This is a genomic window from Paenibacillus sp. JNUCC-31, from assembly GCF_014844075.1.
In the GTDB taxonomy this organism is placed as follows: domain Bacteria; phylum Bacillota; class Bacilli; order Paenibacillales; family Paenibacillaceae; genus Paenibacillus.
The window spans coordinates 4,127,434-4,153,159 of sequence record NZ_CP062165.1; the positions used below are offsets into that span (position 1 = coordinate 4,127,434).

Here is a 25,726-nt window from a genome sequence, read left to right on the forward strand (position 1 = left end):
TGTATATTATATTTTATGAAATGGTGAATATTTACAACGGAAGACCAATCCAACAGGGGCAGGGAGGTCAAAGCTGTGGTTAGAGATCGGAAAGAAGAACGAACCGGATTCCAGGAATCAGCACCCTATCATCCTGATTATGATCTGCAAACGGATTTTGTCATGGTCTATGGAATGGACGAAACGATGCCGCAACGTATTCAGGAATGGAAGGATAAAGGGTACGTGGTCCATTTAATGACAGGGGTAGCATGGGGGACCTATAACGACTATCTGGACGGGGAAGTAGACGGGGAAACGCACTGGGATGAAGCTCAGATGGATCGCGATGGCGAGATGATTGTCCATGGGAAGGAACCTATTATTCCTTACATGGTCCCAACTGTTTCCTTTGGTAAATATATCGCTGAACGCATACGTGTAGCTGTTGATTCGGGCGTAGAGGCGATTCATCTGGAAGAGCCTGAATTCTGGGTGAACGGAGGGTACTCGGAATCGTTTAAGAGAGAATGGCAGCTGTACTACAAAGAATCCTGGATTCCGCCTCATTCCTCACCCGATGCACAGTTTCGGGCCTCCAAATTGAAAGCTTACTTATTCACACGTGTGTTAGACCGCTTATGTACCGAGATGAAAGATTACGCTCTGAAACGTTACAATCGCATCCTGCGGTTTTACGTCCCAACCCACAGTCTGATCAATTATACGCAGTGGCGAATTGTCAGCCCGCAGTCTCGATTGATTGAGCTTCCATCCGTTGATGGATATATTGCGCAAATCTGGACCGGGACTTCACGAACAGCGAATGTGTATGAAGGGGTGCGGAAAGAACGAACATTTGAAACCGCTTACCTGGAGTATGGTGTCATGCAAGAGCTTGTGCGGGGTACAGACAGACGGATGTGGTTTCTGCATGACCCTATCGAGGACAATCCGAATTATACATGGGCCGATTATAAACAGAATTACCTGAAGACGGTTGCTGCTTCACTTCTTCATCCGGGAGTTTCCCATTACGAGGTCACGCCTTGGCCGCGAAGAATCTTCAAAGGAACTTATCCGTCTGATGACGGTGCACATAAAGAACAGATCCCACCTGATTATGCAACGACATTGCTGCATGTGATGCACACACTTGGAAATATGGATCAAGACCATATCGAAACAGAGGATGAATCTCTTCAGGTTGGTGTATTGATTGCCGACTCAGCGATGTTTCAGCGTATGAAGCCTGAGCCGGAAGCATCGAATGCAGGAAAGTATGACGGCACAGATCCGGAAGGTTTTCAAGAGGATGGCGACACAGAGCTGCTGGATTTCTCTCCATTCTATGGTCTTGCTCTGCCATTGCTTAAACACGGAATACCTGTGAGACCCGTCCAGCTCGATAATGTGAGGCGGTATCCGCATTACCTGGCTCCCTATCGTGTCCTGCTGTTGAGTTACGAGTACATGAAGCCAGAGCACTCCGATATCCATAATGCCTTGGCCCAATGGGTACAGGATGGGGGCGCGTTAATCTATGTTGGAGACGACAGCGACCCGTATCACAACATCCGGGCATGGTGGAATAATGATCAGCACAGTGAAGGCCCAAATACCATATATACCTCACCACGCGAGCACTTATTTGAACAACTTGGACTTAAGGCAGAGCAGGAAGGAATTCATCCTGTGGGCAAAGGATTGGTGCATTGGCTCTCAGTACATCCAGCTGTATGTTCGTCAAGCAAATCGGGTGCAGATCAACTTCGCCAGTCTGTGAAAGAAACATGGGAGAAACTTCAGGGTTCCAACTTCCGTTGGGAATCCAAGCATTATTTTAAAATCAAACGTGGGCCCTACATCATCGCCTCTGTCCTGGAAGAATCCATATCCGAAGAATCACTGGTTATTCCAGGTCCGGTGGTGGACTTGTTCGATCCTGACCTGCATGTTCGGCAAGAGGTAAGGTTAGCTCCTGGTGAGCAAGCACTGTTATACGACATTACGGCCGGAAGGCCACAGCAAGACAAGGTGAGCCTGATCTCTGCATCTTCCAGAATTGAAGATCTGACGATAACGAATACAGGTTTTCAATGTGCAGCCAAGGGTCCGACCAACATGCAGGCCACCGCCAGATTCTATTGCCCATTTGAACCCGTATCCGTTTGCAGTATAGATCAACACCAGACTGTACCTGCCGAATGGAAATGGGATTCAAAATCGAAAACAGTACTGCTGAAATATGAGCATGGCAGCAAGAACAAGGTGGAGATTCAAGTAAGGTGGGATCGTGAGAATGCAAAAGCTTGATGAATGAGAGGAGAGAATAAAACCATTATGCCATATGAACCGATTAGACTCGGACATTTGAATCAAATGCTGTCCAAACTCCGTGAAGCCATATATGAGCCGATTGCCAAGTTGAATGTGACAGCATGGGTTACCCCGGAGCCCGTTTCGTTCGAGGAAAGAATGTCAGGCCAGAAAATCACTCTTTCACAGGGCGAGCGTTGGGGGGAGTTATGGGATTGTGCCTGGTTTTGTTTTACGGGGAGTATTTCACCGTTTGATAGTGACGCCAAAGTTGTTCTCCTGCTGGACGTGAACGGCGAACTCTGTCTGGTAGATCAGGAAGGAACACCTGTACAGGGTTTGACAACCATCAACTCGGAATTTGAATTCACATTGGGTCTGCCCGGGAAAAGAGTGGTTGAACTGGACCATGCGTCGATAACAATGACAGACGGGGCATTTGAACTGTGGGCTGATGCTGGCAATAACGACTTATTTGGCAAATACCAAGGCGGTACGGTAAAAGAAGCGGTCATGGCCATCTGTCATGAAGATATCCGAAGTCTCTTTTACGACACAGAAGTGCTTCTGGAGACGGCAGAACATCTTCCTGCCAACACGGCGCGCAGAGAAAGAATTCTTCAATCCCTATATGACGTTTCCATATTATTGACGGAACTCAGCCCTGAACGCATTCAGCGCGCCAAGAAATTATTAAACGAGCCATTATCACGTCGTGGCGGAGATCCCGTGATGAACATAAGTGCGGTTGGGCATGCCCATATCGATTTGGCCTGGTTATGGCCGATTCGCGAAACGATCCGCAAGGGCGCAAGAACTTTTTCAACGGTGCTTCGCATGATGGAGCGTTATCCCGATTATGTGTTCGGAGCGAGCCAGCCTCAGCTATACGATTGGATGAAGCAGCATTATCCCAAGCTGTATGACCAGATCAAGGAGCGGGTGCGGGAAGGCAGATGGGAACCACAAGGGGCCATGTGGGTGGAGTCGGATACCAATGTGCCAGGCGGTGAATCTCTGGTACGCCAGATCCTGTATGGGAAACGCTATTTTCAACAGGAATTCGGAATGGAGATGAAGTCGCTGTGGATGCCAGACGTATTTGGCTACTCCGCAAGCTTGCCGCAGTTGTTGAAGAAATCCGGTGTGGATTACATGATGACCCAGAAGCTCTCCTGGAGTGAGTACAATCGCCATCCTCATCATTCCTTTCTGTGGGAAGGGATCGACGGTTCCTCGGTATTAACACATATGCCGCCCGAGGACACGTATAACAGTCCCGCCGCTCCACGGTCTATTGCCAAAGCAGAGCGGGAGTATCTGGACAAAAATGTGTCCAGCCACGCATTGATGCTCTTTGGCATTGGAGACGGCGGCGGAGGCCCGGGAGAAGAGCATTTGGAACGGCTGGAGCGGGAGAAGAACCTGCTCGGTCTGGCGCCTGTTGTGCAGGAACCTTCCTGGAAATTTTTTGAACGATTAAATGAAGAAAGAGATCGATTCCAGACCTGGCGTGGGGAGTTGTATCTCGAAAAGCACCAAGGAACCCTGACCAGTCAGGCAAGGAACAAGCGGCACAACCGCAAGATGGAGAAAGCTCTGCGCGAGCTGGAGTTTGCTGCTGTACTGGCTGCCCGCATTGGCAAGTCTTATCCGGCTGAAGCATTGGAGACGATCTGGAAGGAAGTGCTCCTGTACCAGTTCCATGATATCCTCCCCGGATCTTCCATTAAGCGAGTCTATGATGAGTCGTTAATACGGTATGAAGCATTGCTCCAGCAGACGGAAGGCATGATCACCGAAACCTACAGCTATATTACAGATTATATCTCTTCCCAAGAGGGAAGCTCCAATTCAACTGTGGTATTCAACTCACTGCCGTGGGAACGTCAGGAGTGGTTGCACCTCCATGGACGATGGCGTAAAGTGCAGGTTCCATCCATGGGCTACATCGTGGTATCCGATCATGAAGACCAGGAGGTCATGGGAGAGATCGCAACGGGCATTGAAACGGATGTTGCTATGCTGGAAACAGATTTCCATGACACAGCCAAGGAGCACAGTATGGAGAATGACATTCTCATCGTGAAATTTGATCAGAACGGCGGTATCACCTCGATTCTGGATAAACTGGAGGCTCGCGAAATCATCTTACAAGGACAGCGTGGGAACGACCTTCGTGTATATCATGACGAAGGCGATGCCTGGGATTTCCGCCATGATTATTCATCTCAACCGGGGATGCCATTAATTCTGAATGATATCCGTGAGCTTCGGGATGGTCCGAAAGTTGGGCTGGTTTTTGATTACAGCTACGGAGAATCGTCTCTAACCCAAACCGTTATTTTAACTGAGGGCAGTCGGCGTATTGATTTTGAGACAGTCGTGGATTGGCAGGAAAACGGTAAAATGTTACGCACTTCGTTCCCGGTGCAGATTCGTACCGATCAGGTACACTGTGAAATCCAGTTTGGCAGCCTGAGCAGGCCGACTCACCGCAATACGATGTGGGACTTTGCCAAGGATGAGATTTGCGCTCACCAATGGGTGGATATATCAGAGCCGGATTACGGAGTCGCCTTACTCAACGATTGCAAATACGGACATCGAGCCATTAACAATGTGCTTGACCTTCATTTGCTGCGCAGCAGTTCCTACCCGGATCCGGTGGCGGATCGTGCAGAGCACCAATTCACCTATTCGTTATATCCGCATCAGGGGAACCATGTTCAGGCTGAAATCTATCGAAGAGGCAATGAGCTCAATATTCCGCTGCGCCTGAGTTCCTTGTCTGCACCTTCAATGGATGTAGAAGAGGAAAAGCTGCCTTACACAAAAGCATTCCTGCAGCCGGATCATCCGCACATCATGGTGGAGTCAATCAAAAAAGCCGAGGACAGTAATGACATTATCGTCCGTCTGTATGAGACCTCGGGGACCCAGGTTAAAACGAAACTGTCTATCGGATGGGATGCTGCTGAAGTTTGGGAGGTTGATCTCATGGAAAATAACATTTCATCCCTGGAGCTGCACAATCAATCTGACGTAGTTGTATCCTTCACACCATTCGAGATCATTTCGCTGCGATTAAAAGGGTAGCAAGAATAACGGTTTCAACCTTCCGCAAGGGAAAGGAGCGTTGGGAATGTGATTAAGAACAGTGTGTTAATGAAGCGAATCTGGAAGCATAAGCTCTTTTACTTGTTCATGTTACCTGGCATCATCTGGTTTTTCTTATTCTCCTATGTTCCCTTATATGGAATTCAGGTTGCCTTCAGGGACTATACCTTCGTTGGCGGTTTTACCGGAAGCCCTTGGGCAGGTTTCAAGTACTTTCAACAGTTCTTTAACTACTATCAATCGGGTGATATCATCCGCAACACGGTGATCATCAGTCTCATGAAGCTGTTAATCGGCTTTCCGATGCCAATCATTCTCGCCATTCTTTTAAACGAAATACGCATGATCAGGTTCAAGAAAACCGTTCAGACACTTTCCTATTTACCCTACTTTGTATCCTGGATTGTGGTTGTTACCCTGATGCAGAGATTGCTCACGCCATACGGCGGGCCAGTGAATGATTTGCTGGGGTCGTTCGGGACTGAACCAATCCAATTCCTGAACAATCCCACCTGGTTCTATCAGATGATTGTTGGATCGGATATTTGGAAGAACATCGGCTGGAACTCCATCATATTCATGGCTGCCATTGCCGGAATTGACCAGCAGCAATATGAGGCTGCCAAGATCGATGGTGCAGGGCGTTTCCAACAGATGTGGCATGTGACCCTGCCGGGTATCCGTAATGTCGCCATTATATTATTTATTCTCGCCGTTGGTAATTTGATGAGCGCCGGTTATGAGCAGCTGCTTCTCCTGAATGGACCTGCGACCGCTGGCATGGGCAGTGTGCTCGACGTGCACGCCATTAACTCGGGTATCCGGGAAGGGCGTTTAAGTTACGCGGCAGCTGTGGGGCTGTTCCAGAGTGTGATTGGGCTAGTTTTGGTACTAACGGTCAACCGGATTGCCCGCAAAGTCAGTGATGTATCCCTGTTCTAAGGAGGTGATGTGATGACACGCAAATGGTCCTTATTTTCAGTTATAAACTATACCATTCTCGCTTTGGTCGGATTCTCCATGATCTACCCGTTTATTTACATCCTGGCGTACTCGCTGAATGATGGCAAGGATTCCATGCAGGGCGCGATCTATTTCCTTCCTCGGCAATTTACACTGGAAAACTATGCCCAGGTGTTTGATAACGCGCGCATCTGGAAGGCGTATCAGATCACCATCATGCGCACCGTGCTGGGTACGTTCCTTCATGTGATTCTGTGTACACTGATGGCTTACGCGCTCTCGAAGAAATCATTGCCGGGCCGTTCGTTCTTCACCTTTTACATCTTTTTGCCCACGATTTTCAGTGCCGGATTCATTCCATTCTTCATTACGCTTCAGAAGCTGCATCTGATCAATACCTTCTGGGTGTATGTCTTGCCGCTGTTATTCAACTTCATGCATATCATCATTATTCGGACCTTTCTGCAAGGTATTCCCGAAGAGCTGGAGGAATCCGCCCACATTGACGGGTATGGGGATTTTCAAATCTTCATTCGCATCATTCTGCCTCTCTCGGGACCCGTACTGGCAACGATCTCCCTCTTCATTGGGGTCGCTCACTGGAATGACTGGTTCTCGGGTGCCTACTATGTATCCAACAAGGATCTGATTCCGGTGCAGACCCTCCTCCAGGAGATGCTGACCGAAGCGGAGTCGCTGTCCAATTCGATGCAGCGCGCAGCACAACAGGGCGGGCAGACGATTGGCGGTTCAGGCGGAGCGGGTGCGACACCCGAATCCCTGCGTATGGCTTTGCTTGTCATCACGGTCTTCCCGATCCTGTGTATCTATCCTTTCCTGCAACGATATTTCGTAAAAGGAGTGATGATCGGTTCGGTGAAAGGTTAGGTGGCCCTGACCCGGAATTTGCTGAGCTTTACCAGGCTTGACCAAGATCATTCATATTCATATTTCAGGAGGCGATTGGTTTGAACCGAATTGGGTCGAAAGGCGTATCCGTATTACTCGTGTCCATCTTGGTTGGAGGATTGTTGAGCGGATGTACGGATTCATCAGGGAACGGGAATAGCGGGGAAGCTGCAGATGGTTCATACAAGCTCAAAATATTGCACAACTGGAACGGTTCGGGTGGTTCGGATAACGGAATAACGCCTGTGGAAGAAGTCATCAAGGAGAAGACCGGCGTCACGCTGGATTGGGAGTATACCAAAGGCAGTGAGACCGAGAAGGTCAACCAGATATTTGCCACGCAGGATCTGCCGGATATCTATACCGGACCCGCATGGGGAGGCGAGCTGGACGGCATTATCAAGGCGGCCAAAGAAGGGCAGCTCGTCGATATTTCCGACAAATTGGGGGACTATCCTAACCTCGCGAAATCCATTGCCGAAGAAAATGTACCCCCAGCGCTCTACGAAAAGGCGATTAATGCCTATGACGGCAAAAAATATCTGCTTCTGCAAAACCAGCCTGCCCAGAATGAAGATGGCATGGATTGGCTGTACGGCTTCTATGTTCGCAAGGATATCGCGGATAAGGTTGGTATAGACCCTCAGTCGGTCGTGACAAAGGAGGAATTCTATAACTTCCTCAAAGCAATCAAGGATGCCAATCTGCAAGAGAACGGGCAGCCGGTCTTTCCACTGGGCGGCTTCAGCAACGGCTGGTCTGTCGGCATCGGTAATACCATGTTCAATTCGGGTGGCAGTTATGTTGACAAAGGTGACGGAACGGTAGAGCACAACTTTTTCACGAAAGGCTATGAAGAGTACACGCTATTCTATCGGAAGTTGGTTGAGGAAGGGTTAATGGACCCGGAAGCATTTACCCAGACTGACCCGATCGCCAAGGAGAAAATCAATCAGGGGCGTATCGCCATTCTGGCCGCACACTATCCGGCCATTCTGGATGCCTCCAAAGAATATGTCACTTCACACCCTGGAAGCGATTACATCCCTATTGGCCCGTTGGAACGGGCAGATGTTGATCCGAATCGCCCTGTGGATCTGGGCATTCAAGGCAACAACGTAACAGCCATCACCAAGAACTGCAAGGGCGCATGTGTGGATGCGGCGCTGAAGTTCCTCGATTACATGGCTTCCGATGAAGGATTTATGCTGGCAAGATACGGAGTTCAGGGCGTTCATTGGGATATGAAAGAGGGTAAACCTGTTGCCAATCCGGAATGGTTTGATAAGTTTACGGCAGATCAATCGGGCAAAGTTCGCAAGAACGAAGGCATTTCCATTGGTTTGGAATCCATCACGGGGCCTGATCGAATCAATTCGGTCGCAGGCGGAGATATATGGGCGGATCAGAAACGGCTTGATGCCATGGAGAAGGCACGCAAAATCCTGCGACCTAATGGCATTCATGTCATTACAGCCTATAACCCGGGCGATGTGATTACCAAAGCACCAGAATGGGAGATGCTGAAGCCCTCAATGGACCGCATGAGTGATGCCTGGAAGGAAGCGATCTTTGCAAAGTCGGATGAAGCGGCGATGGGGATTATTAATGAACTTCGCGAGCAGCTTCGAAAGACCGGATATGATCAAGCCATGCAATTTACGAACGAAAATCTGAAAGGAAAAGATGTAGTTACCGTTCAGATGCCGAACTGATGACGAACATCGCTATTCTTGATTCTGACTTTTACACGAAGGAGTTGTAAGGATATGACCACCCGTTTCAGACCACCTTCCGTACCTCTTGTCACCGTGGACCCTTACTTTAGCGTATGGTCGGCCGCAGACCATCTGTATGAAGATCATACCCGGCATTGGACGAACAAAGCGAATGGCATGGTGGGCTTGGCGGTGATCGATGGAAAGCTTCGACGATTTATGGGGAAAGTGGGATCGGAGGAGCGTACAGCTGTCCAGGAACCTGAAGTGCTGGTGCAGACCAACCTGACTGTCCAGCCCGTAACGACTCGATATACCTTTCAAGGCGAAGGAATAGAGCTTAATGTTCAGTTCACCACACCTTTATTGCTGGATGATTTGGACCTGTTATCCAGGCCGGTGACGTATTTGGATTTTCAGGTCAAATCGATCGATGGGGCAGCCCACCAAGTCAAAATTTATGTCGATGTAACAGGCGAATGGTGTGTAAACACAACCGATCAGCACGTAACCTGGGAACGCCATGTCATTGAGGAACAATGGAATGCCATGTCCATGGGTACTGTGGATCAGCCCGTATTGAAACTTGCCGGTGATGATACACGAATCGATTGGGGATATATGGTTCTCGCTGTTCCTCAATCCTCTCATATCCAGACGGCCATTCACTCAGTGACAGGCCGCGAACAGTATGTACGCTCCCGTCAATTGCCGACAGAAGATGATCAGCACCAGCCGCAAGCTGTATCGGACAACATGCCGGTTATGGCAGCCGAGATCGATCTGGGGGCTGTCCAGGACGAACCGATATCCGAATTTCTCATGCTTGCATATGACGATATTCATGCGATTGAATATTTTCAACAACCACTGACTGCGTATTGGAAAAGAAATGGATTAACGTTTCAGGAGATGCTGTTACTGGCAGCTCAACAATACGAAGAGATTCAGCAGCGCTGTGACAGCTTTAATCTTGAACTCATGGCAGAGAGTCAGGCCGCAGGCGGTGAGAAATACCGGGATATTGTGGCGCTAACCTACAGACAGGCGATTGCAGCGCATAAGCTGGTTGCCGATGAGGAGGGGAATGTTCTATTTTTCTCCAAAGAGAATTTCAGCAATGGATGTATCGCTACGGTGGATGTCAGCTACCCTTCGATCCCACTTTTCCTCAGGTACAACCCTGAACTGATCAAGGGCATGATGCGTCCGATTTACAGGTATGCGATGAGCCATGATTGGACGTTTGATTTTGCACCTCATGATGTAGGAACATACCCTAGGGCCAACGGTCAGGTGTATGGAGAGAATAAGCTGGAATACCAGATGCCGATTGAGGAATGCGGCAATATGCTGCTGATGGCTGCGGCGGTCAGCAAGTATGAGGGGAACATCGATTTTGCCCGGAGTCATTGGGAACCCCTTACGAGATGGGCAGACTATCTGCTGCAAAATGGACTTGATCCTGTAAACCAGCTGTGCACAGATGACTTTGCGGGACATTTGGCGCACAATACTAATTTATCGATCAAGGCCATATTGGGTATCGCTGCGTATTCCTACCTGTGTGAAAAGCTCGGTTTGCAGGAAGGGGCGAAGTACCTTGAGGAAGCTCGGAACATGGCTCAGGAGTGGGTGTCCATGGCAGATGCCGGGGATCACTATAAGCTGACGTTTGACAGTCCCACCGATTCATGGAGCATGAAGTACAATCTGGTCTGGGATCATCTGCTCGACCTGCATCTGTTCCCCAAAGAGATTGCTGCTAAAGAGCTCGCATATTATACGAACAAACAAAATCGCTATGGCTTGCCGCTGGATAGCCGTGAAACGTATACCAAATCCGATTGGCTGGTATGGTGTGCCTCCATGAGTTCAACGCAAGCGCAGTTTGAGTCTTTCATTTCACCGCTGTGGGATTTCATGAATGAAACTTCGTCTCGTGTTCCCGTAACGGATTGGTATGACACGGTCACCGCTAAGCAGATGAATTTTCAGAATCGTTCTGTGGTCGGCGGCTTTTTTATCCAATTACTCATGCAACAGTCTACAGACTAATGGGTGTGAAGGCAGGTGGTGAGTATGAAGGCAGACGCAGAAGAAATCTGTAACCCTTCCATAGAACTCAAACAGGAATTTGCGAATCCGGATGAAACATATCGTCCACAGCCTTTTTGGTTTCTGAATCATGAGCTGGAGAAGACGGAACTGGAGAGCCAGATTCAATCCATGTTTGAAGCGGGAGTTGGTGGCGTGGTTCTGCATGCTCGGCATGGGATGCAACTGCCATATCTTTCGCCGGAATTCATGGAAGTGCTGGAGTTCTGCACAGCAGAATGCGAGAAACGAAATATGGTTGTTTGGCTGTACGATGAGGAGAATTGGCCGAGCGGAACATTGGGTGGAAAACTGACACGGGAGCACCCGGAATATCGCATGCGTTATTTGAGAATAGAGGAAAAACGGTATTTGCAAGGTACATCGCAGGAAGGCATGAAGCTGGACTTTGCCTCCTGCGATCACAATGAGCTGATCGCCATTCTGGCCTATCGCGCGATTAATTGCGACGGAGAGTGGCTGCTTCATGATGAATCGGAAGATATCACACATTATTGGGGGCGGGAGTGGACGCCGAATCATGTCGATGATTCTTATATCGTGCTCGCCTGCTGGTCTTGTGAAATTGCCGAAGGAATCACCTTCGCTCAAGGGTATTATCTGGACACATTGAACCCGAAAGCGGTTCAGTCTTTCATTCAGATGTCTTATGAACCGTTTCTGGCATTAAAGCCCTATTACGGCTCAACCATCCAAGGGGTGTTTACAGACGAGCCGGGGCTTATGATTCATGATGGTTTCTTCGGCGTGGAGGCAATCCGAACCGCTGTTCATGATGTGGAGGCTACTTTGCCTGGGCTCGTCTTCGCTTGGACTGAGGGGATGGCCGAACGATATCAGCAAGAGAATGGGTATGATCTAATCCCGCGGTTAGGTGCATTGTTGTATCGAGTGACAGACGGCAGCCGATCCACAAGGCAGCAATATTATGATACGATCACCCGTTGGTATGTGGAGGGATACCATGCCGGGATTCGTTCATGGTGTGAACAATCCGGTCTGCTCTATATCGGTCATACGCTGGAGGAGCCTGTCTGGGGGCAGGCTCGATCTCAAGGCAATCAGACCCGAGTATTGCAGCAATTCCACTATGCAGGCGTGGATTATCTCACTCCCGGCATCGGGTCAAAGGCGAATCCGCATCGCATTGTGTCCGTCAAGACGGCGGCTTCTGTCGCGAAGCTGAACAGGAAGGAACGGGTGATCTGTGAAGCCTTTGGTGCAAGTGGTCATGGTTATTCCATGCGCCAGCGGCGACTTGATGCCAATTTTATGGCCTTTTTGGGAGTTAATCTGTTTATTCCGCATGCATTCTATTATTCGTTTGCCGGGTATCGGAAGACCGACTTTCCACCGACTGAATTCAAACATGCACCCCATTGGCTGCATTATCGTGCTTTTGCCGATTATATAGGGCGATTGAGTTTGCTTGGAGCAAAAGGAAAACGAACGCCGGAAGTTCTGCTGTTATCGCCTATCCATACGGTATATGAAAACATGTTCACATCAGGCGAAGCGGATATGCATCCTTCATCAGATGTGCTGTTCTCTCTTTTGTCAGATCGCTTGCTGCGATCATCTATCGACTACGACTATGTGGATGAATGCCAGCTTCGCGATGCGCTCCTTGTTGAAGGAGAGGGCTTGCAATTTAATGGCAACGGTCATAGCTATTCGATGGTCATTATGCCGGAGATTGAGGTGATGTCAAGGGACATCGCAACCAGGCTTGTATCCTTTGTTAAACAGGGCGGAAGTTTAATTGCAATAGGTACAATTCCGCAGCATAGTGAATCCTTGCGCCAAGACCCAGCGCTGCTGAAGGATATCCGGGAGCTGTTTGGTTCCGATCCTCAGCACGGAAAATTAGTTGCTGTTGGCAAGGGGCACAGTCTGTTTTACTCCATGGATGAGGCTGTTCATCAAGGCGGTCAGAGTCAGCGTCTGGATCCACTCGAAGCGTTTTGTATTCAATTAGGGGAGTTGATCAGAGAACCACCGGTAATACGATGGGATTGGATTGAAGGTCAGTCTGACGATTTGATTAGCGTCGAACGCAGAATTGGAGATTTGGTATATGTATGGCTTATGAACTGGTCGGAGCACTCCGTGACCATTAAGCTCATTTACGATGAAAAGAAAGGTGACTTGGAAGAGTGGGAGTTGGAGAGTGGAAGAGTACGCAGCATTGACGCTGAATCGTTCCTTTCATTCGTACCCGGAGAGCTGCGTGTGCTGTCGGTAAGTCCCCAAGAGAGCTCTTCTTTTCCGCAAGAACGTACGGATCATGCGGAGTATACAGAGCAAGTTCAACCGGGAGATCAATCTTTTTCCACGAATGTGGTAGAGGTCATTCTGGATGAGCACTGGCGGTTCAGGACTGCAGGACCCAATGTTTTTCTGTTGGATCGATGGCATGTCACGTTGAATGACCGACATTCCAGGATGAACGCGACCATGCCCGGGCAAGTAAATACGTATCGCACGACGTTTGGCATGACGCAAAAATTGATTGAACGGCTTCAATCCCGGTGTGGTTCGGATCGTTCAGGTAAGGCGGGAGAAGAATCATGGGGCAGGATGGAATTGATTCTGGATGATGTAGATCAGAACATTCCATCCCATATCGGATTTTTGCAGCGTAGGCGTAATCTTGAAATATTCGTCAATGGGGTACGTCAGGAAGCGTTAAGACGCTCTTCGTGGCAGGATGGCGATTATGACAGTGTAGATATCACTCCACATTTGTTGGCCGGCGAGAATGAGTTGGAGATTCTGACGGTTTCGTTATTGGAGCCGATGCCTGCTATTTCATTCCCAGCATATCTGATTGGTCCGTTCGCGATAGAAAACGATACGACGTTAAATACCGATGTGGAACAATGGGGTGGATGTTGGAATGCTGCTGGCTATCCTTATTATTCAGGTACGGGTGTCTACTCGCAGCAGGTGGATCTGTCTAACGTAAACTTAGCTGCAAATGAGGAGCTATGGCTGGTAGCCGAGGATATAAGGGAGACAGCAAGCCTATATGTGAATGATATTGAAGCAGGTATTCGTTTATGGCCGCCTTACCAATGGAACATAACGCCATATATTCAAGAAGGATTGAATGAAATGAACTTACATGCCGCAAACACACTGGAGAATATGTATGGAAAGTCAGCACTGACATCAGGACTCAATGGACAGGTGAGGTTGATCCGACGTACGCGAAGAACATCACAGACGCAACATCACAACAAATCATAAAAAACTTTAAAAATGCGTGTTCAAAAAGTCAGGTTTTCAGCACCGAAGCTAATGCTTCCGAAGTGCGTTTTTTCAAAACGCTGGAGTTGGATGAAGCTAGGGACGGAGTAGCGGAGGATCAAAAGTTGACTTTGAACAACCTCTAAAAGGAGATATGAACATTATGATTCGTAAATTAGCCGTTTTGTGTGTTGCCCTGGTCTGTACAACCGTGTTATCGGCTAGCGCATTTGCTGCCACAGATGAGTTGAAGCATACAAACTCTTTGAAGTGGCCTCAAAATCAAGCGCTTCCAAATTTCAATAAAGTAGAACGTTTGGATGTGGCGAATGTATATGAGGAATCTGGCGATATCAAATTGCTTTTGACGACGCTTGAAGGGGTTATCAATCGGGAAAAACCACGAATTTACATTCAACAGAATAAAGTAGACCCTTGGCTGCAGGACTTGAACGTTCCTTATAAGCAGCATGACAACGTAATGGATGTTCTCAAGCAATATGCGAAAGAGATCAAAGGCATTATCGTATATGATCCGCAGCTGCCGGACTCCATTAACGTGGCAACGACACTTGCCGGACTCAAAAATGCTGTTGTTGCCAGTCCTGAACTGGCTCAACAATTGACTGCAGCACCGTATAACCTATCGGTAATCGAAGACTTGCAGGGCAAGTTCAAGAATCGTATGGATGCATACAACTGGCAGTATGAGCATCTTTGGAGCCAGACCACTCAACGAATGTTAGTCGGATTGAGTCCAGACACCTCCATCCCGATTCCGTCCGGAAATTTTGATTCATTCCAAACGGTTGGAGTCGAGAAGGAACAGATCCGTGATGCAAGCAACAGGAAGACCTATGACTATGACTTGTCATCCTACTTGGGAAAAGAAGCGGTCTACCTCCGCTTTAATGATGCCTTTCCTCAGGATGGCTGGGGGCCTGCGGTTCATCAAGTGACGGTGAAAGCAGATGGACAGATTATTGCGGATTTCAAAACAGGTTCTTCTGAGGAAGAAGCGTTTCTCTATGATCGACATAACTCCAAATTTTTGCCTGGAAGCGATCACCGCTTCGCAGATAATGGAAACTACTTTGTATACGAATTTAAGCCTGCAGCGGACACAAAGCAACTAACCGTATCGATCGAGATGTGGAACCAATACAAGGTATCTGCGAGCAATGTTCAACCACTCTCGTCTGAAGAAAAGGAACCTTATGGCTATCTCCGCGATTATGCCGTAGCGAACAAAGCCATGGTGTTCTGGTTGTCTACCAGTGTGCCAGAGGAAAAGGCGCTATTTGAGAAGATTCTGTCTGATGTAAAGCCAGGGACACCTTATTTGGGTTGGTTCGACAATGATTTTGAAGGTGAAGTTGCGGGCATAGAAATCACATCACGTCACGGTGTCTATGTCGTTCCTTCCGACTGGTTCCATAACATGACCGTATTTTCAGGAACAACCGTAAAACAACAACCTGCTCCCAAACCGGTGAAATCCAAGCTGGAGAACAAAATCTATGTAACCTATACCTTTGGCGAAGGTGACAACATGCAATACGATCAGAATCATATGCGCAACCTGTGGGCTGATCCCGCTCGGGGTAAAGTGCCTATCAACTGGACTTCTAGTCCGTTACTCTACGATGCAGCTCCTGCCATCCTAAACTATTACCGTTCAACCGCGACACCAAATGATCAGCTTGTGGCAGGCCCATCCGGAGTGGGTTACTTCAATCCAAATGTCTGGCCGAAGAACACATTTCCAGCCTATCTGAAACAAACCTTTTCATATCTGAAAAAGACCAACATGTCGTACCCTTTTGTCCTCAATCGTGAACTTGGAAAAGACGTTCCGCTGAGTGATTCGATTGCAGCTGCGTACGAGAAGAACTATAAACTTCCAGGCCTGTTCCTCGCAGGCGAGGACAAAGCCAATGTTCAGATCATGAATGGCAGCCTTCCGGTCTCCATTCTGCGAGGCATCTCAACCGTTCAGGATGGTAAAAATATCCTAAATACTACCAAGGCAGAATGGGATGGCAGCTCTCCAACGTTTATCTCGGTTGGCATCAACGCGTGGAGCATGACACCATCGGATGTTCTGGCGATCACGGAATCTCTTGGAGCAGAATTCCAGGTTGTGAAGGCGGATGAATACTTCTCCCTGATCCGAAAAGCGTACGGCTTGTCCAAATAAGGTATAAACCTTTCGGCAGTCTTCGAAGCAATCGGAAACTTGAGTCACGCAAGTCCGGTTTGATATCCGAATATAATTCGCCAAATCAAAGACCTGCCGATCCTTGGGGATCATGCGGGTCTTTGGCTTGTTAGTACGTTTATTCAATCGTTAGACCGTTTATCCGTTCTGAGATGGATCTCTTTCTATAGTACATCCCAATAGTCACCAGAACTATCATTTCGGATAGCGGAACGGCAAGCCATACACCAGTGATACCTAAGAAGGAAGGGAGGATAACAATTAAGGCAACCATAATAATCATCTCGCGTGCAGCTGTAATCCAGATAGCCATTTTGGCATTCCCGACAGATTGGAAGTACGTGCTCATGACAAAGTTAATACCCATGAACAAGTATGCAAAAGTAAATATTCGTAAACCGTACACGGCGTTATCCGTCACGCTGTCACTGAAGTTTCCGAAAATTTGCACAAAATAGGGTGCGCCCAGTTGTACAACGAGTAAAAGCAGGACCCCACATGTCAGAGCCGTTCTGGAGGCTAAGCGAATGGTCTGTTTTTCCCGATCCATCTGTTTGGCTCCGTGATAATAACTGACCAAAGGTTGGGCAGCGGACGCCAGACCGAGAAATGCCAGCAGTACAACGCCATGAATATAGTTGAGGACTGTAAAGGATGCCACGCCATCCGTGCCCGCAATCCGGTCCAGTGAGATGTTGTGAGCGATGGAGAAGACGGACATGCCCAATTCAGCCAGAAAGCTGGGGAAACCAATGAGTACAATGGAAGCCAGCAGTTTGGTATTCCATTTGAATCGGGTGAAGGTGAGATTATTATTTTTCCTGAAAAAGTGAGTTAGCAACACAAGAAGTGCCAGAGATGCGGATACAATTGTACCAATCGCGACGCCACGAACGCCCCATTCCAGCACGTATAACGTTACATAATTGAGCACAATATTCGCTACCGCAAACGTGATCTGAGCATACATGGATGTATTGGGATTTCCATCGTTACGAACAAAAATAGTCAGTGCGTTCTCAATGGTAAAGACAAAACCGAACAACAAAATGATATTCATATAGTCCGCAGCAAACGGGAATGTTTCGGTATTGGCACCAAGGGCGTAGACCAGCTTATCTTTGAATGTGTATGCCGTATATCCAATGACCATCGTAATCAGCAAAATAATCGTAATGGATTTGGTGAAAATCTGCTTCGCAGTCGTGAGATCTTTCTTGCCCATGTAGGTTGAGTATAAGGTTGCCCCGCCCATACCAATCCATAGCGACATGGCCACAAAAAGTGTGTAGACAGGAGAAGCAATCCCGATTCCGGCCAGCGCGGTAGAACCCAGTTTGTGTCCAACCATAATGCCGTCGATAATAAAATTAAAAGCGATAACCAGCATCCCTAATATGGAAGGTACGAGGTAGCTTACAAATGCTTTACCTACAGATTGCTTCTCCAATGGGTGCGTCCAATTTGTGTTCATGGTGACCTCCGTTAGTATACTGAATGTTCGTTCTATATTATATTATACTGAACGTTCGTTCTGTATAATAACATGCCAAGAATTTGGTTGGCAACTTTTTCAAAAGATTTTCGTTTTTATGTTAGAGTTAATGGAGCATCTTTTATGACACGGGAGGGAATCTGTTTATGAAGCAAAACAAATACGATGAAGCTGAATTCTTCGGCAATTACAGCCGGATGGCCCGATCAACTCAAGGGCTGGAGGCTGCTGGCGAGTGGCATGAATTGCAAATGATGCTGCCGGACTTAAAGGATAAGAACGTACTGGATCTGGGGTGCGGGTTTGGCTGGCACTGCCGATATGCACGTGAGCAAGGTGCACGTTCTGTAATTGGCGTGGATTTGTCCGAAAATATGTTGCAGCGTGCACGCGAGATGACGGATGACCCTCATATCCATTACCAGCGTATGGCGATTGAGGATATTGATTTTGCACCAGGACAATTTGATGTGGTGATCAGCTCGCTGGCCTTGCATTATATCGAGCGTCTGGATGAGGTATATGCCAAAATCCATACATGTCTTGTCCAGGGGGGCACGTTTGTCCTGTCTGCGGAACATCCTATCTTTACAGCGCGGGCGGAGCAGGACTGGCATTACGGACCTGAGGGCGAGATAAAGCACTGGCCCGTGGATCATTATCATGAGGAAGGGCAGCGAGTAGCGAACTTTCTGAATCAGGACGTGGTGAAATATCACCGGACAGTTGCGACACAGTTGAATGAATTGATCCAGGCCGGGTTTATCATTCAACAGGTAGCGGAGTCCAAGCCATCACCGGAGATGATGGAGCAGGTCCCGGGTATGCGAGACGAGAGCCGCCGACCGATGTTTCTCATGATTGCTGCGGTTAAGGCGTGAGCAGCTTCGGTCTCGGAATGAGGTTTATTAGCTTTATTATAGATAGACCAGCGTGTTCAGCACATGTGAACATTGCTGGTTTATTTTATTTTGCAGAAGTTGGGTGAAAAAATATTGCGACTGGGAACCAAAGCTGAATGGACGAAGTCTTATTAAGTGAGGTGAACATTAGTTGGACTATCAATATTTGGCACATGCTCAGACGATCGACAATTACACACTTAGCAGCATGATGGATGAGTACGGGAACGATGTATGGAACTACGCGTACTTTCTGACCAAAAGTACTGAGCAGGCGGACGAATTGTCACAGGAAGTGTTTATCCGGGCATATTCCGGGATCGCCCATTTTCGCGGGGAATGCTCATTGAAGACATGGCTGCTGACCATTACTAGGAACACGACATTTACATACCGGAAGTCCAGATTTTTTCGCAGCAGTTTATGGGGAGAGACACTGCCAATTCACACGGAACAGGTTAATACGAGCCAAGGTGAGATGAAGCCTGAAAAATGGGTTCACCCTTCTGCCGAAGCAGAGGCGATTAGCAGGGAGTACGTTCATGAAATCTGGGACATCATCATGGCCCTGCCGGACAAATTCCGGGAATTGCTTTTGCTGCATCTGAAGTATGAGCTTACGACGGGTGAAATTGCGGAAATGCTGGGCATAAGCGCGGGAACGGTCAAATCCCGACTGTCCAGGGCGAAGGCCAAAGTACGGAAACAGTGGAAGGAGCGAAGCGAATGAAACGTATCGATGACGAATGGGAAAAAGTAGTCCAACAGGAGCCGTTTGCGGCGTCTCCTTTTACCGAAGAGCATAAGCAGAACGTACTTCGCCAGGTAGCCTGGCTCAAATCGGGATCTGCACAGAAAATAAGCGATGCTCACGATAAGTCTAACGAGCAACACGTTCGGTCGAATCAACGTAGAAGCCGTCTTCGCTCTCGCAAAGCCATTATGGCGTGCACGACGATTGCAGCCGTGGCAGTGGCGGTCATTCTCTGGAACGGACAGATTGTGGAGCCGATCATTGAACAAGTATATCCCACAGCAGCGCTGCAATATACGGATGATGCTGGCATGAACCTGCTCACAGACAAGATGAAAAAGAATGTAGCCGTCACGATGCGAGACTATCTTGGCAAACAATTACGTATAACCAAAGTGCAGGACCTGCCTGTGTCTGGAAGAGTGTCTGTCGAGGCTGGAAAAGAGGGCGATGCAGAATATGCGTTGATCTGGCTTGATGCGGCAACAGGCAATCTGCGTGAGGTACAGATGAGACGGGAGATGGCAGCTAATGAGCTGGAGCACCTTTATTTGCGTCAAATTCCGTCACTGCTTGAAGAGATAAAAAGTGACCCTACGCTAAAACCGATCTCAGCCAGACGTTATGTGAAAAAGAAACAGGGTCAGGAAAAACCCGTATGGTTCACAACAGTGTTTTTGGAGAATAGTAGGGGCAGGGGCAGTATCGAATGGACGAGGGATGAAGCAGTATCCGTTTCTGGTAGTGTGAGTTCTGCCACTGTATCACAACAATTAATAACAGATGCCAGAATGTCGATTGAAGCCTTGTCTGGTGAGCCCGCACCTGATTTGAAAGATATAATATTTAAACAAAATGACAAGAAGCGTGAAGGAACAACGGACCTATATTTTGGAGATCGGTATTTAGTAAGAAGAATTAGCGGGATGTTTAGCGATGAATATACTGTTATGGATTTCCAGAGGGGGATTCCAAAATCTGTAACTGGGAAAGAGTATGAGCTTTACTTAGAGAAGTTACGTAACATGAAGGAAAGTGTAATCAGGCAGAACGCAGCACCAGTAATCAAACAAATATTCAAAATCGACCTTGATCTATATAAACTTGAAAGAGATCCAAATACGCCTGGAATGGTCACATTCCGTTCAGTAGAGACAGAGGTTTACAATACTTTTAAGGTTCGATATGAAGAAGATGCAAGGATTACGATGATCACAATAGATGCCAACCTTTAAGCCTTGATCCCATATGGTACAATCAATTTAATAGATGGCTGGAGCATAAGGAGCATAACGATGAAATATTTGGTGAGTTCATGTCTTGCTGGCGTAGCCTGCCGTTACAACGGAACAGCGAGTCTGGATGCGAAAATTCAGGAGCTTGTAGAGCAGGAACAGGCAAAGATGGTCTGCCCGGAACTGCTTGGAGGGTTTTTCACCCCGCGGGAGCCGGCTGAAATTATCGGCGGTACGGGTAAGGATGTGCTGGCAGGTACAGCCAAGGTCATTGAGAAGAGTGGCAACGATGTAACAGATTTATATATTAAAGGAGCCTATCAGACACTTGAATGGGCGCAAAAACTGGATGTCACCTGTGTGGTGCTCAAAGAATTCAGTCCTTCCTGCGGTACACAGATGATCTACGATGGCAACTTTGCCAACCACAAAGTCGTGGGCGAAGGGGTTACTTCTGCTTTGCTTCGGCAAGAGGGATTTACGGTCATCTCGGAAAATGAATTCATGCAGCAGTTGTAATCATAATCATCTCTGAAACGAAACACAGGTAAGTCGCCTTGGGGAGCAGCAGATTCCATGGCGACTTGTGTTTATTATAACAGGCGTGGAGTTGATCATTGAAAAACCTTGTCAGTAAACATTTGTTACTTTTATGAAGTAAGAAACATTATTGTGCGTACTTTTAAATTTTGATTATAGAATCTAAAATAATACTCAGGTATTCAGATTAAAACTAATGAACATGAACATAAACAAAAAAAGGATGTGCAGATCATATGGAATCTACGGCAAACGCCATTACGAAAGAAAACGTCTTGAACGCTTACCATTTTCGGCATGCAACCAAACAGTTTGATGCTTCACGTACCATTTCAGCAGAAGATTTCGAGTATATTCTGGAAACGGGACGACTGTCGCCAAGCTCGATCGGATTGGAGCCATGGAAATTTCTGATTGTGCAGAATGCGGATTTGCGCAAGCGTCTGTCCGAAGTTTCTTCCGGGGCTCAGAAACAATTGGCAGGGGCAAGCCATTTTATGGTTATTTTGGCGCGATCCGATGCGAGTTATAATTCTCCTTACGCGGAGTATATGCTGAAAGAAATCAAGGGCATGCCGGATGACGTATTCGAGTTGACCCGTGAAGCTTATGGCAAATTTCAAAAGAACCAACGAATGCTGGAAAACCCCCGTACTTTATTGGACTGGGCGTCCAAACAGACCTACATCGCTCTCGGCAATATGATGACTGCGGCAGCGCTGATTGGTATTGATTCCTGCCCGATTGAAGGGTTTAACTATGAGGGCGTACATCACATTCTGGAAGAAGAAGGACTGCTGGAGGATGGACTTTGGGATGTTTCCGTTATGGCAGCCTTTGGTTATCGTGCGGGAGATCCGCCACGGGAAAAATCCCGTCAGCCTTTGGAGAAAATTACGCAGTGGATTGATTAAGGTTAATGTAATATCGGCTGTTTATATATAAAACATAACGGGGCGGTCCGATAATTGTTCTTGAACAATTACATGGGACCACCCTTTGTTATTTTATTCTAATGAACCGAGCACACGCTATTCGCTTGTATTTTCACAGGTCTGAGATATAACGAATTACAGAGTCGTTATTTCGTCCAACGGGTCGATTTTTACGTTCTGGGGCCATTTTATGAATGAATAACTGCGCTGAGGTTCGTTACATTTTGAATTCCCTGATTTTTTGTTTTATAAGGTGCGGTAGGTTCGTTAGCGCTTTGGCAAGAGAAAAATCCCCTTCGGGAGAGTTCCTTGTTAAAAAGAGTTGAATATACATAGATATCTATGTATAATGAACTCATGCCAAATTACAACGCAATTGCACTGATCGCAAGAATCAGAGATCACATTCACAAACAGATTGTTCAGCAGTTGGAGCAACAAGATGTTACAGGGATAGTTCCGTCCCACGGTGATATCCTGATGTTCCTGTACCGTGAAGATGCACTATCCATCAAGATGCTGGCGGAGCGAGTACATCGGACCCAACCAACTGTAACAGTACTGGTGAACAAGTTGGAGAAGTTGGGATATGTAGAACGCAGTAAGAGTGCCGAAGACAGCCGAGTGACGATGATTCGTTTGACAGAACAGGGCCGGCAACTTGAACCTGTATTCCAACAGGTATCACAACAGATTAATGGAATGGTATATGGTCATTTGACAGACGATCAGGCAGATCAGCTGGAAAGTTTGTTGACCAGTATCGTTCGCAAGTTATAACCATAAAACCATAAGCATTTTGCATGAATCAACAACCGAGACGATCGGATGATCAAAAATGCAAAATGCTCCAACTCCCTTTTTTTACTCATATACATAGATGTCTATGTATATGAAGAGAATTATTCACGATTTGGCAGCAAAATTTAATATAAACTTGGAGGGATTTATTTATGAAACAGCTAATCGTATATGCGCACCCGCACACAGACAGCTTGAACCATGCTATTTTGAACACCGCAGTGGAAACACTTGAGGCTCAAGGCCACGAAGTCGTTGTACGCGATCTGTACGCACTTGGATTCCAGCCCGTATTGAGCGCGGCGGATAAAGCATCCATGCGTGCAGGACAGACGCCTGAGGATATCGCAACCGAGCAGCAATATGTCACGGATGCAGAGGCCATCACCTTTATTTATCCGATCTGGTGGACAGGTCTTCCTGCTATCATGAAAGGGTATGTCGATCGTGTATTCGCCTACGGTTTCGCTTATGCTTCAGGTGAAGCCGGCATTGAGAAATTGCTGACAGGCAAAAAAGGTCTGATCATTAACACACATGGCACGCCAAGTGAAATTTACGATCAAATCGGCATGATTGCCAGTATGAAAATGACTTCCGATGTGGGTATCTTCGATTTTGTAGGCATTGAAGCGGTAGATCACTTGCTCTTTGGCAGTATCGGATATTTGGAAGCTGCGGATTATCAGTCCATGCTGGAACAAGTAAAAGAAACGGTCAGCACCAAATTCTAAACGTAGATACATGTATTTATTGGCAGGCCGGTTCGTTCGTCGAATCGGTCTGTTTGGTTTGCAAAATGAAAGAAAGGCGGTATAATCTTACCCATGGAACCTATACTCATATTCAAAGCATTATCCAACGAGACACGTCGACAGATTCTGTTGTGGCTCAAAAACCCGGAGCAGCACTTTCCACCACTGGAGTTATCCCAGCATCCGGATGCTGGAAAGAGCGGCATATGTGTTGGAACGATTCAGGTGAAGGCCGGACTGGCTCAATCCGTCATATCCAGCTATCTGCTGACCATGCTCAAAGCCGGGTTGCTGATCTCTGAACGCAGGGGACAGTGGACGTATTATCGCCGCAACGAAGAAACCATTCGTCAATTTGCCGAGTACGTACAGCACGAGCTATAAGCCGGACGCCGAGACGGAAGCAAGAATGCAGGTGCAGGCGGGTATTCCGTCCGGATGTAAACGGCTGAGGAGCAGCTCTGTCACATCATTTTTTTGTGCTTATACATCTATATATCTGGATATACAAAAATAAAAATATAATACAGAGGAGAACTATATATCATGTCTACCGAAAACACAGCGTCATCCCCAAAAAAACATATTAACGATGTTAAATTGTCCATTCTGGACTTGGCTCCTGTCGTTGTGGGTGCCACTCCTGCGGATGCGCTTCGCAACAGTCTGGATCTCGCTCAGCACGCGGAGCGTTGGGGATATCACCGTTACTGGGTAGCGGAACACCATAACATGCCGGGTATCGCTTCTTCCGCGACTTCGGTTGTGATTGGTTACCTCGCGGGTGGAACGAAGACCATTCGTCTCGGTTCAGGCGGAATCATGCTGCCTAACCATGCGCCGCTTGTGATCGCCGAGCAATTTGGTACACTGGAGTCCCTGTATCCTGGCCGTATTGATCTTGGACTGGGCCGTGCACCGGGAAGTGACCGTCGAACATCACTTGCACTACGCAAAGATCTGAACAGTGGTGAAGATTTCCCTGAATTACTGGCCGAGCTCAGAGCATACTTCGATGCTTCTGCTACATCGTACCATGCGCCCGTTCGCGCTGTACCCGGTGAAGGGTTAAATATCCCGATTTACCTGCTCGGGTCCAGTGATTTCAGTGCTCGTCTGGCCGGACAGCTGGGATTGCCGTTTGCTTTTGCCAGCCACTTCTCACCGGATTACACCCGGATTGCACTTGAAACGTATCGCAGCAGCTTCCAGCCATCCGATCATTTGAAAGAGCCCCATGTTATTGTGGGTGTAAATGCAGTCGTTGCGGATACCGACGAAGAAGCTGCATGGTTGGGTACAACGATGCAGCAGCAGTTCCTGAACATTATTCGTGGGACAACCGGATTGGTGCAGCCACCAGCCGATATGGAAGGCAAATGGACGGATCGCGAGAAAGCTGGTGTAGAGCAGACGTTGAAAGCAGCTGTGAACGGTTCTCCGGAGACCGTGCGTGGTCAACTGGAATCGTTTATCGCTCAGACCCAAGCAGATGAGCTGATTATTACGTCGATGATCTATGATCACCAGGCGCGCCTGCACTCGTATGAGCTGATTGCACAACTGGCGGGAAAAGCATAAACAAAAGCATAAGCGCAACAGCGGACGTGAACATAAGGCTCGAATGCCGCTGACATATTAACGGTTGGTCTCTTCGGAGGCGAGCCGTTTTTTGGTAGTCTATTTTTCATAAAAGTTTGTATGAGGCAG

General features: G+C 47.7%; 18 protein-coding genes. 17 read left to right on the plus strand and 1 reads right to left on the minus strand.

Translation table 11 applies throughout. The annotated features are described in order from the left end of the window. Positions 1–75: 75 nt before the first annotated feature. From JNUCC31_RS18010 to JNUCC31_RS18045, 8 genes are all read left to right on the plus strand, one after another. Positions 76–2,295, plus strand: coding sequence for a hypothetical protein (locus JNUCC31_RS18010; protein ID WP_192263012.1), 2,220 nt, complete (start codon positions 76–78; stop codon positions 2,293–2,295). Positions 2,296–2,298: 3 nt separating this feature from the next. Then, complete coding sequence (locus JNUCC31_RS18015) at positions 2,299–5,397, plus strand: alpha-mannosidase (protein WP_228469080.1); 3,099 nt, start codon at positions 2,299–2,301, stop codon at positions 5,395–5,397. Between the two features lie 48 nt (positions 5,398–5,445). Then, on the plus strand, positions 5,446–6,360 hold the full coding sequence (locus JNUCC31_RS18020; RefSeq protein ID WP_228469082.1) for an ABC transporter permease: 915 nt from the start codon (positions 5,446–5,448) through the stop codon (positions 6,358–6,360). Between the two features lie 12 nt (positions 6,361–6,372). Beyond that, positions 6,373–7,269, plus strand: a complete 897-nt coding sequence (locus JNUCC31_RS18025; RefSeq protein ID WP_192263016.1) for a carbohydrate ABC transporter permease — start codon at positions 6,373–6,375, stop codon at positions 7,267–7,269. 80 nt (positions 7,270–7,349) lie between these two features. After that, positions 7,350–9,005: an extracellular solute-binding protein gene (locus JNUCC31_RS18030; protein WP_192263018.1), complete on the plus strand. Its 1,656-nt coding sequence runs from the start codon at positions 7,350–7,352 to the stop codon at positions 9,003–9,005. A gap of 54 nt (positions 9,006–9,059) precedes the next feature. Then, on the plus strand, positions 9,060–11,066 hold the full coding sequence (locus JNUCC31_RS18035) for a glutaminase family protein (RefSeq protein ID WP_192263020.1): 2,007 nt from the start codon (positions 9,060–9,062) through the stop codon (positions 11,064–11,066). 24 nt (positions 11,067–11,090) lie between these two features. After that, complete coding sequence (locus JNUCC31_RS18040) at positions 11,091–14,378, plus strand: glycosyl hydrolase (RefSeq protein ID WP_192263022.1); 3,288 nt, start codon at positions 11,091–11,093, stop codon at positions 14,376–14,378. Between the two features lie 163 nt (positions 14,379–14,541). After that, the gene (locus JNUCC31_RS18045; protein WP_192263024.1) at positions 14,542–16,578 is read left to right on the plus strand and encodes a GxGYxYP domain-containing protein; all 2,037 of its coding nucleotides are present in this window, start codon (positions 14,542–14,544) and stop codon (positions 16,576–16,578) included. 139 nt (positions 16,579–16,717) lie between these two features. On the opposite strand, the gene JNUCC31_RS18050 is transcribed toward JNUCC31_RS18045, so the two are convergent. Next, positions 16,718–18,073: an MATE family efflux transporter gene (locus tag JNUCC31_RS18050; RefSeq protein WP_192263026.1), complete on the minus strand. Its 1,356-nt coding sequence runs from the start codon at positions 18,071–18,073 to the stop codon at positions 16,718–16,720. 167 nt (positions 18,074–18,240) lie between these two features. Here JNUCC31_RS18050 and JNUCC31_RS18055 point away from each other — a divergent pair, with 167 nt between their 5' ends. The 9 genes from JNUCC31_RS18055 to JNUCC31_RS18095 all read left to right on the plus strand — a co-directional run bounded on the left by JNUCC31_RS18055 (position 18,241) and on the right by JNUCC31_RS18095 (position 25,597). After that, on the plus strand, positions 18,241–18,975 hold the full coding sequence (locus JNUCC31_RS18055) for a class I SAM-dependent methyltransferase (RefSeq protein WP_192263028.1): 735 nt from the start codon (positions 18,241–18,243) through the stop codon (positions 18,973–18,975). A gap of 172 nt (positions 18,976–19,147) precedes the next feature. Continuing rightward, on the plus strand, positions 19,148–19,726 hold the full coding sequence (locus JNUCC31_RS18060; RefSeq protein ID WP_228469084.1) for an RNA polymerase sigma factor: 579 nt from the start codon (positions 19,148–19,150) through the stop codon (positions 19,724–19,726). After that, positions 19,723–20,985 carry a hypothetical protein gene (locus JNUCC31_RS18065; protein WP_192263030.1) on the plus strand — a complete coding sequence of 421 codons (1,263 nt, stop codon included), beginning with the start codon at positions 19,723–19,725 and terminating at the stop codon, positions 20,983–20,985. Before JNUCC31_RS18060 ends, JNUCC31_RS18065 begins: the two co-directional genes overlap by 4 nt. Positions 20,986–21,045: 60 nt before the next feature. Beyond that, on the plus strand, positions 21,046–21,504 hold the full coding sequence (locus JNUCC31_RS18070; RefSeq protein ID WP_192263032.1) for a 2-thiouracil desulfurase family protein: 459 nt from the start codon (positions 21,046–21,048) through the stop codon (positions 21,502–21,504). Between the two features lie 257 nt (positions 21,505–21,761). Continuing rightward, positions 21,762–22,439, plus strand: a complete 678-nt coding sequence (locus tag JNUCC31_RS18075) for an NAD(P)H-dependent oxidoreductase (protein ID WP_192263034.1) — start codon at positions 21,762–21,764, stop codon at positions 22,437–22,439. 378 nt (positions 22,440–22,817) lie between these two features. Then, entirely contained in the window at positions 22,818–23,240 is a 423-nt protein-coding gene (locus tag JNUCC31_RS18080) for a MarR family winged helix-turn-helix transcriptional regulator (RefSeq protein WP_192263036.1), read from the plus strand. Positions 23,241–23,413: 173 nt separating this feature from the next. After that, positions 23,414–23,995, plus strand: coding sequence for an NAD(P)H-dependent oxidoreductase (locus JNUCC31_RS18085; protein WP_192263038.1), 582 nt, complete (start codon positions 23,414–23,416; stop codon positions 23,993–23,995). Between the two features lie 93 nt (positions 23,996–24,088). Beyond that, on the plus strand, positions 24,089–24,400 hold the full coding sequence (locus tag JNUCC31_RS18090; protein WP_063567799.1) for an ArsR/SmtB family transcription factor: 312 nt from the start codon (positions 24,089–24,091) through the stop codon (positions 24,398–24,400). A 162-nt stretch (positions 24,401–24,562) separates the two neighbouring features. After that, the gene (locus JNUCC31_RS18095; RefSeq protein WP_192263040.1) at positions 24,563–25,597 is read left to right on the plus strand and encodes an LLM class flavin-dependent oxidoreductase; all 1,035 of its coding nucleotides are present in this window, start codon (positions 24,563–24,565) and stop codon (positions 25,595–25,597) included. Positions 25,598–25,726 lie beyond the last annotated feature (129 nt).

Bases quoted from the DNA above. Each gene is read 5' to 3' on its own strand.
- JNUCC31_RS18015 (WP_228469080.1), top strand. From the start codon at position 2,299: ATGAGAGGAGAGAATAAAACCATTATGCCATATGAACCGATTAGACTC.
- JNUCC31_RS18025 (WP_192263016.1), top strand. From the start codon at position 6,373: ATGACACGCAAATGGTCCTTATTTTCAGTTATAAACTATACCATTCTC.
- JNUCC31_RS18035 (WP_192263020.1), top strand. From the start codon at position 9,060: ATGACCACCCGTTTCAGACCACCTTCCGTACCTCTTGTCACCGTGGAC.
- JNUCC31_RS18040 (WP_192263022.1), top strand. From the start codon at position 11,091: ATGAAGGCAGACGCAGAAGAAATCTGTAACCCTTCCATAGAACTCAAA.
- JNUCC31_RS18045 (WP_192263024.1), top strand. From the start codon at position 14,542: ATGATTCGTAAATTAGCCGTTTTGTGTGTTGCCCTGGTCTGTACAACC.
- JNUCC31_RS18050 (WP_192263026.1), bottom strand. From the start codon at position 18,073: ATGAACACAAATTGGACGCACCCATTGGAGAAGCAATCTGTAGGTAAA.
- JNUCC31_RS18055 (WP_192263028.1), top strand. From the start codon at position 18,241: ATGAAGCAAAACAAATACGATGAAGCTGAATTCTTCGGCAATTACAGC.
- JNUCC31_RS18065 (WP_192263030.1), top strand. From the start codon at position 19,723: ATGAAACGTATCGATGACGAATGGGAAAAAGTAGTCCAACAGGAGCCG.
- JNUCC31_RS18070 (WP_192263032.1), top strand. From the start codon at position 21,046: ATGAAATATTTGGTGAGTTCATGTCTTGCTGGCGTAGCCTGCCGTTAC.
- JNUCC31_RS18075 (WP_192263034.1), top strand. From the start codon at position 21,762: ATGGAATCTACGGCAAACGCCATTACGAAAGAAAACGTCTTGAACGCT.
- JNUCC31_RS18080 (WP_192263036.1), top strand. From the start codon at position 22,818: ATGCCAAATTACAACGCAATTGCACTGATCGCAAGAATCAGAGATCAC.
- JNUCC31_RS18085 (WP_192263038.1), top strand. From the start codon at position 23,414: ATGAAACAGCTAATCGTATATGCGCACCCGCACACAGACAGCTTGAAC.
- JNUCC31_RS18090 (WP_063567799.1), top strand. From the start codon at position 24,089: ATGGAACCTATACTCATATTCAAAGCATTATCCAACGAGACACGTCGA.
- JNUCC31_RS18095 (WP_192263040.1), top strand. From the start codon at position 24,563: ATGTCTACCGAAAACACAGCGTCATCCCCAAAAAAACATATTAACGAT.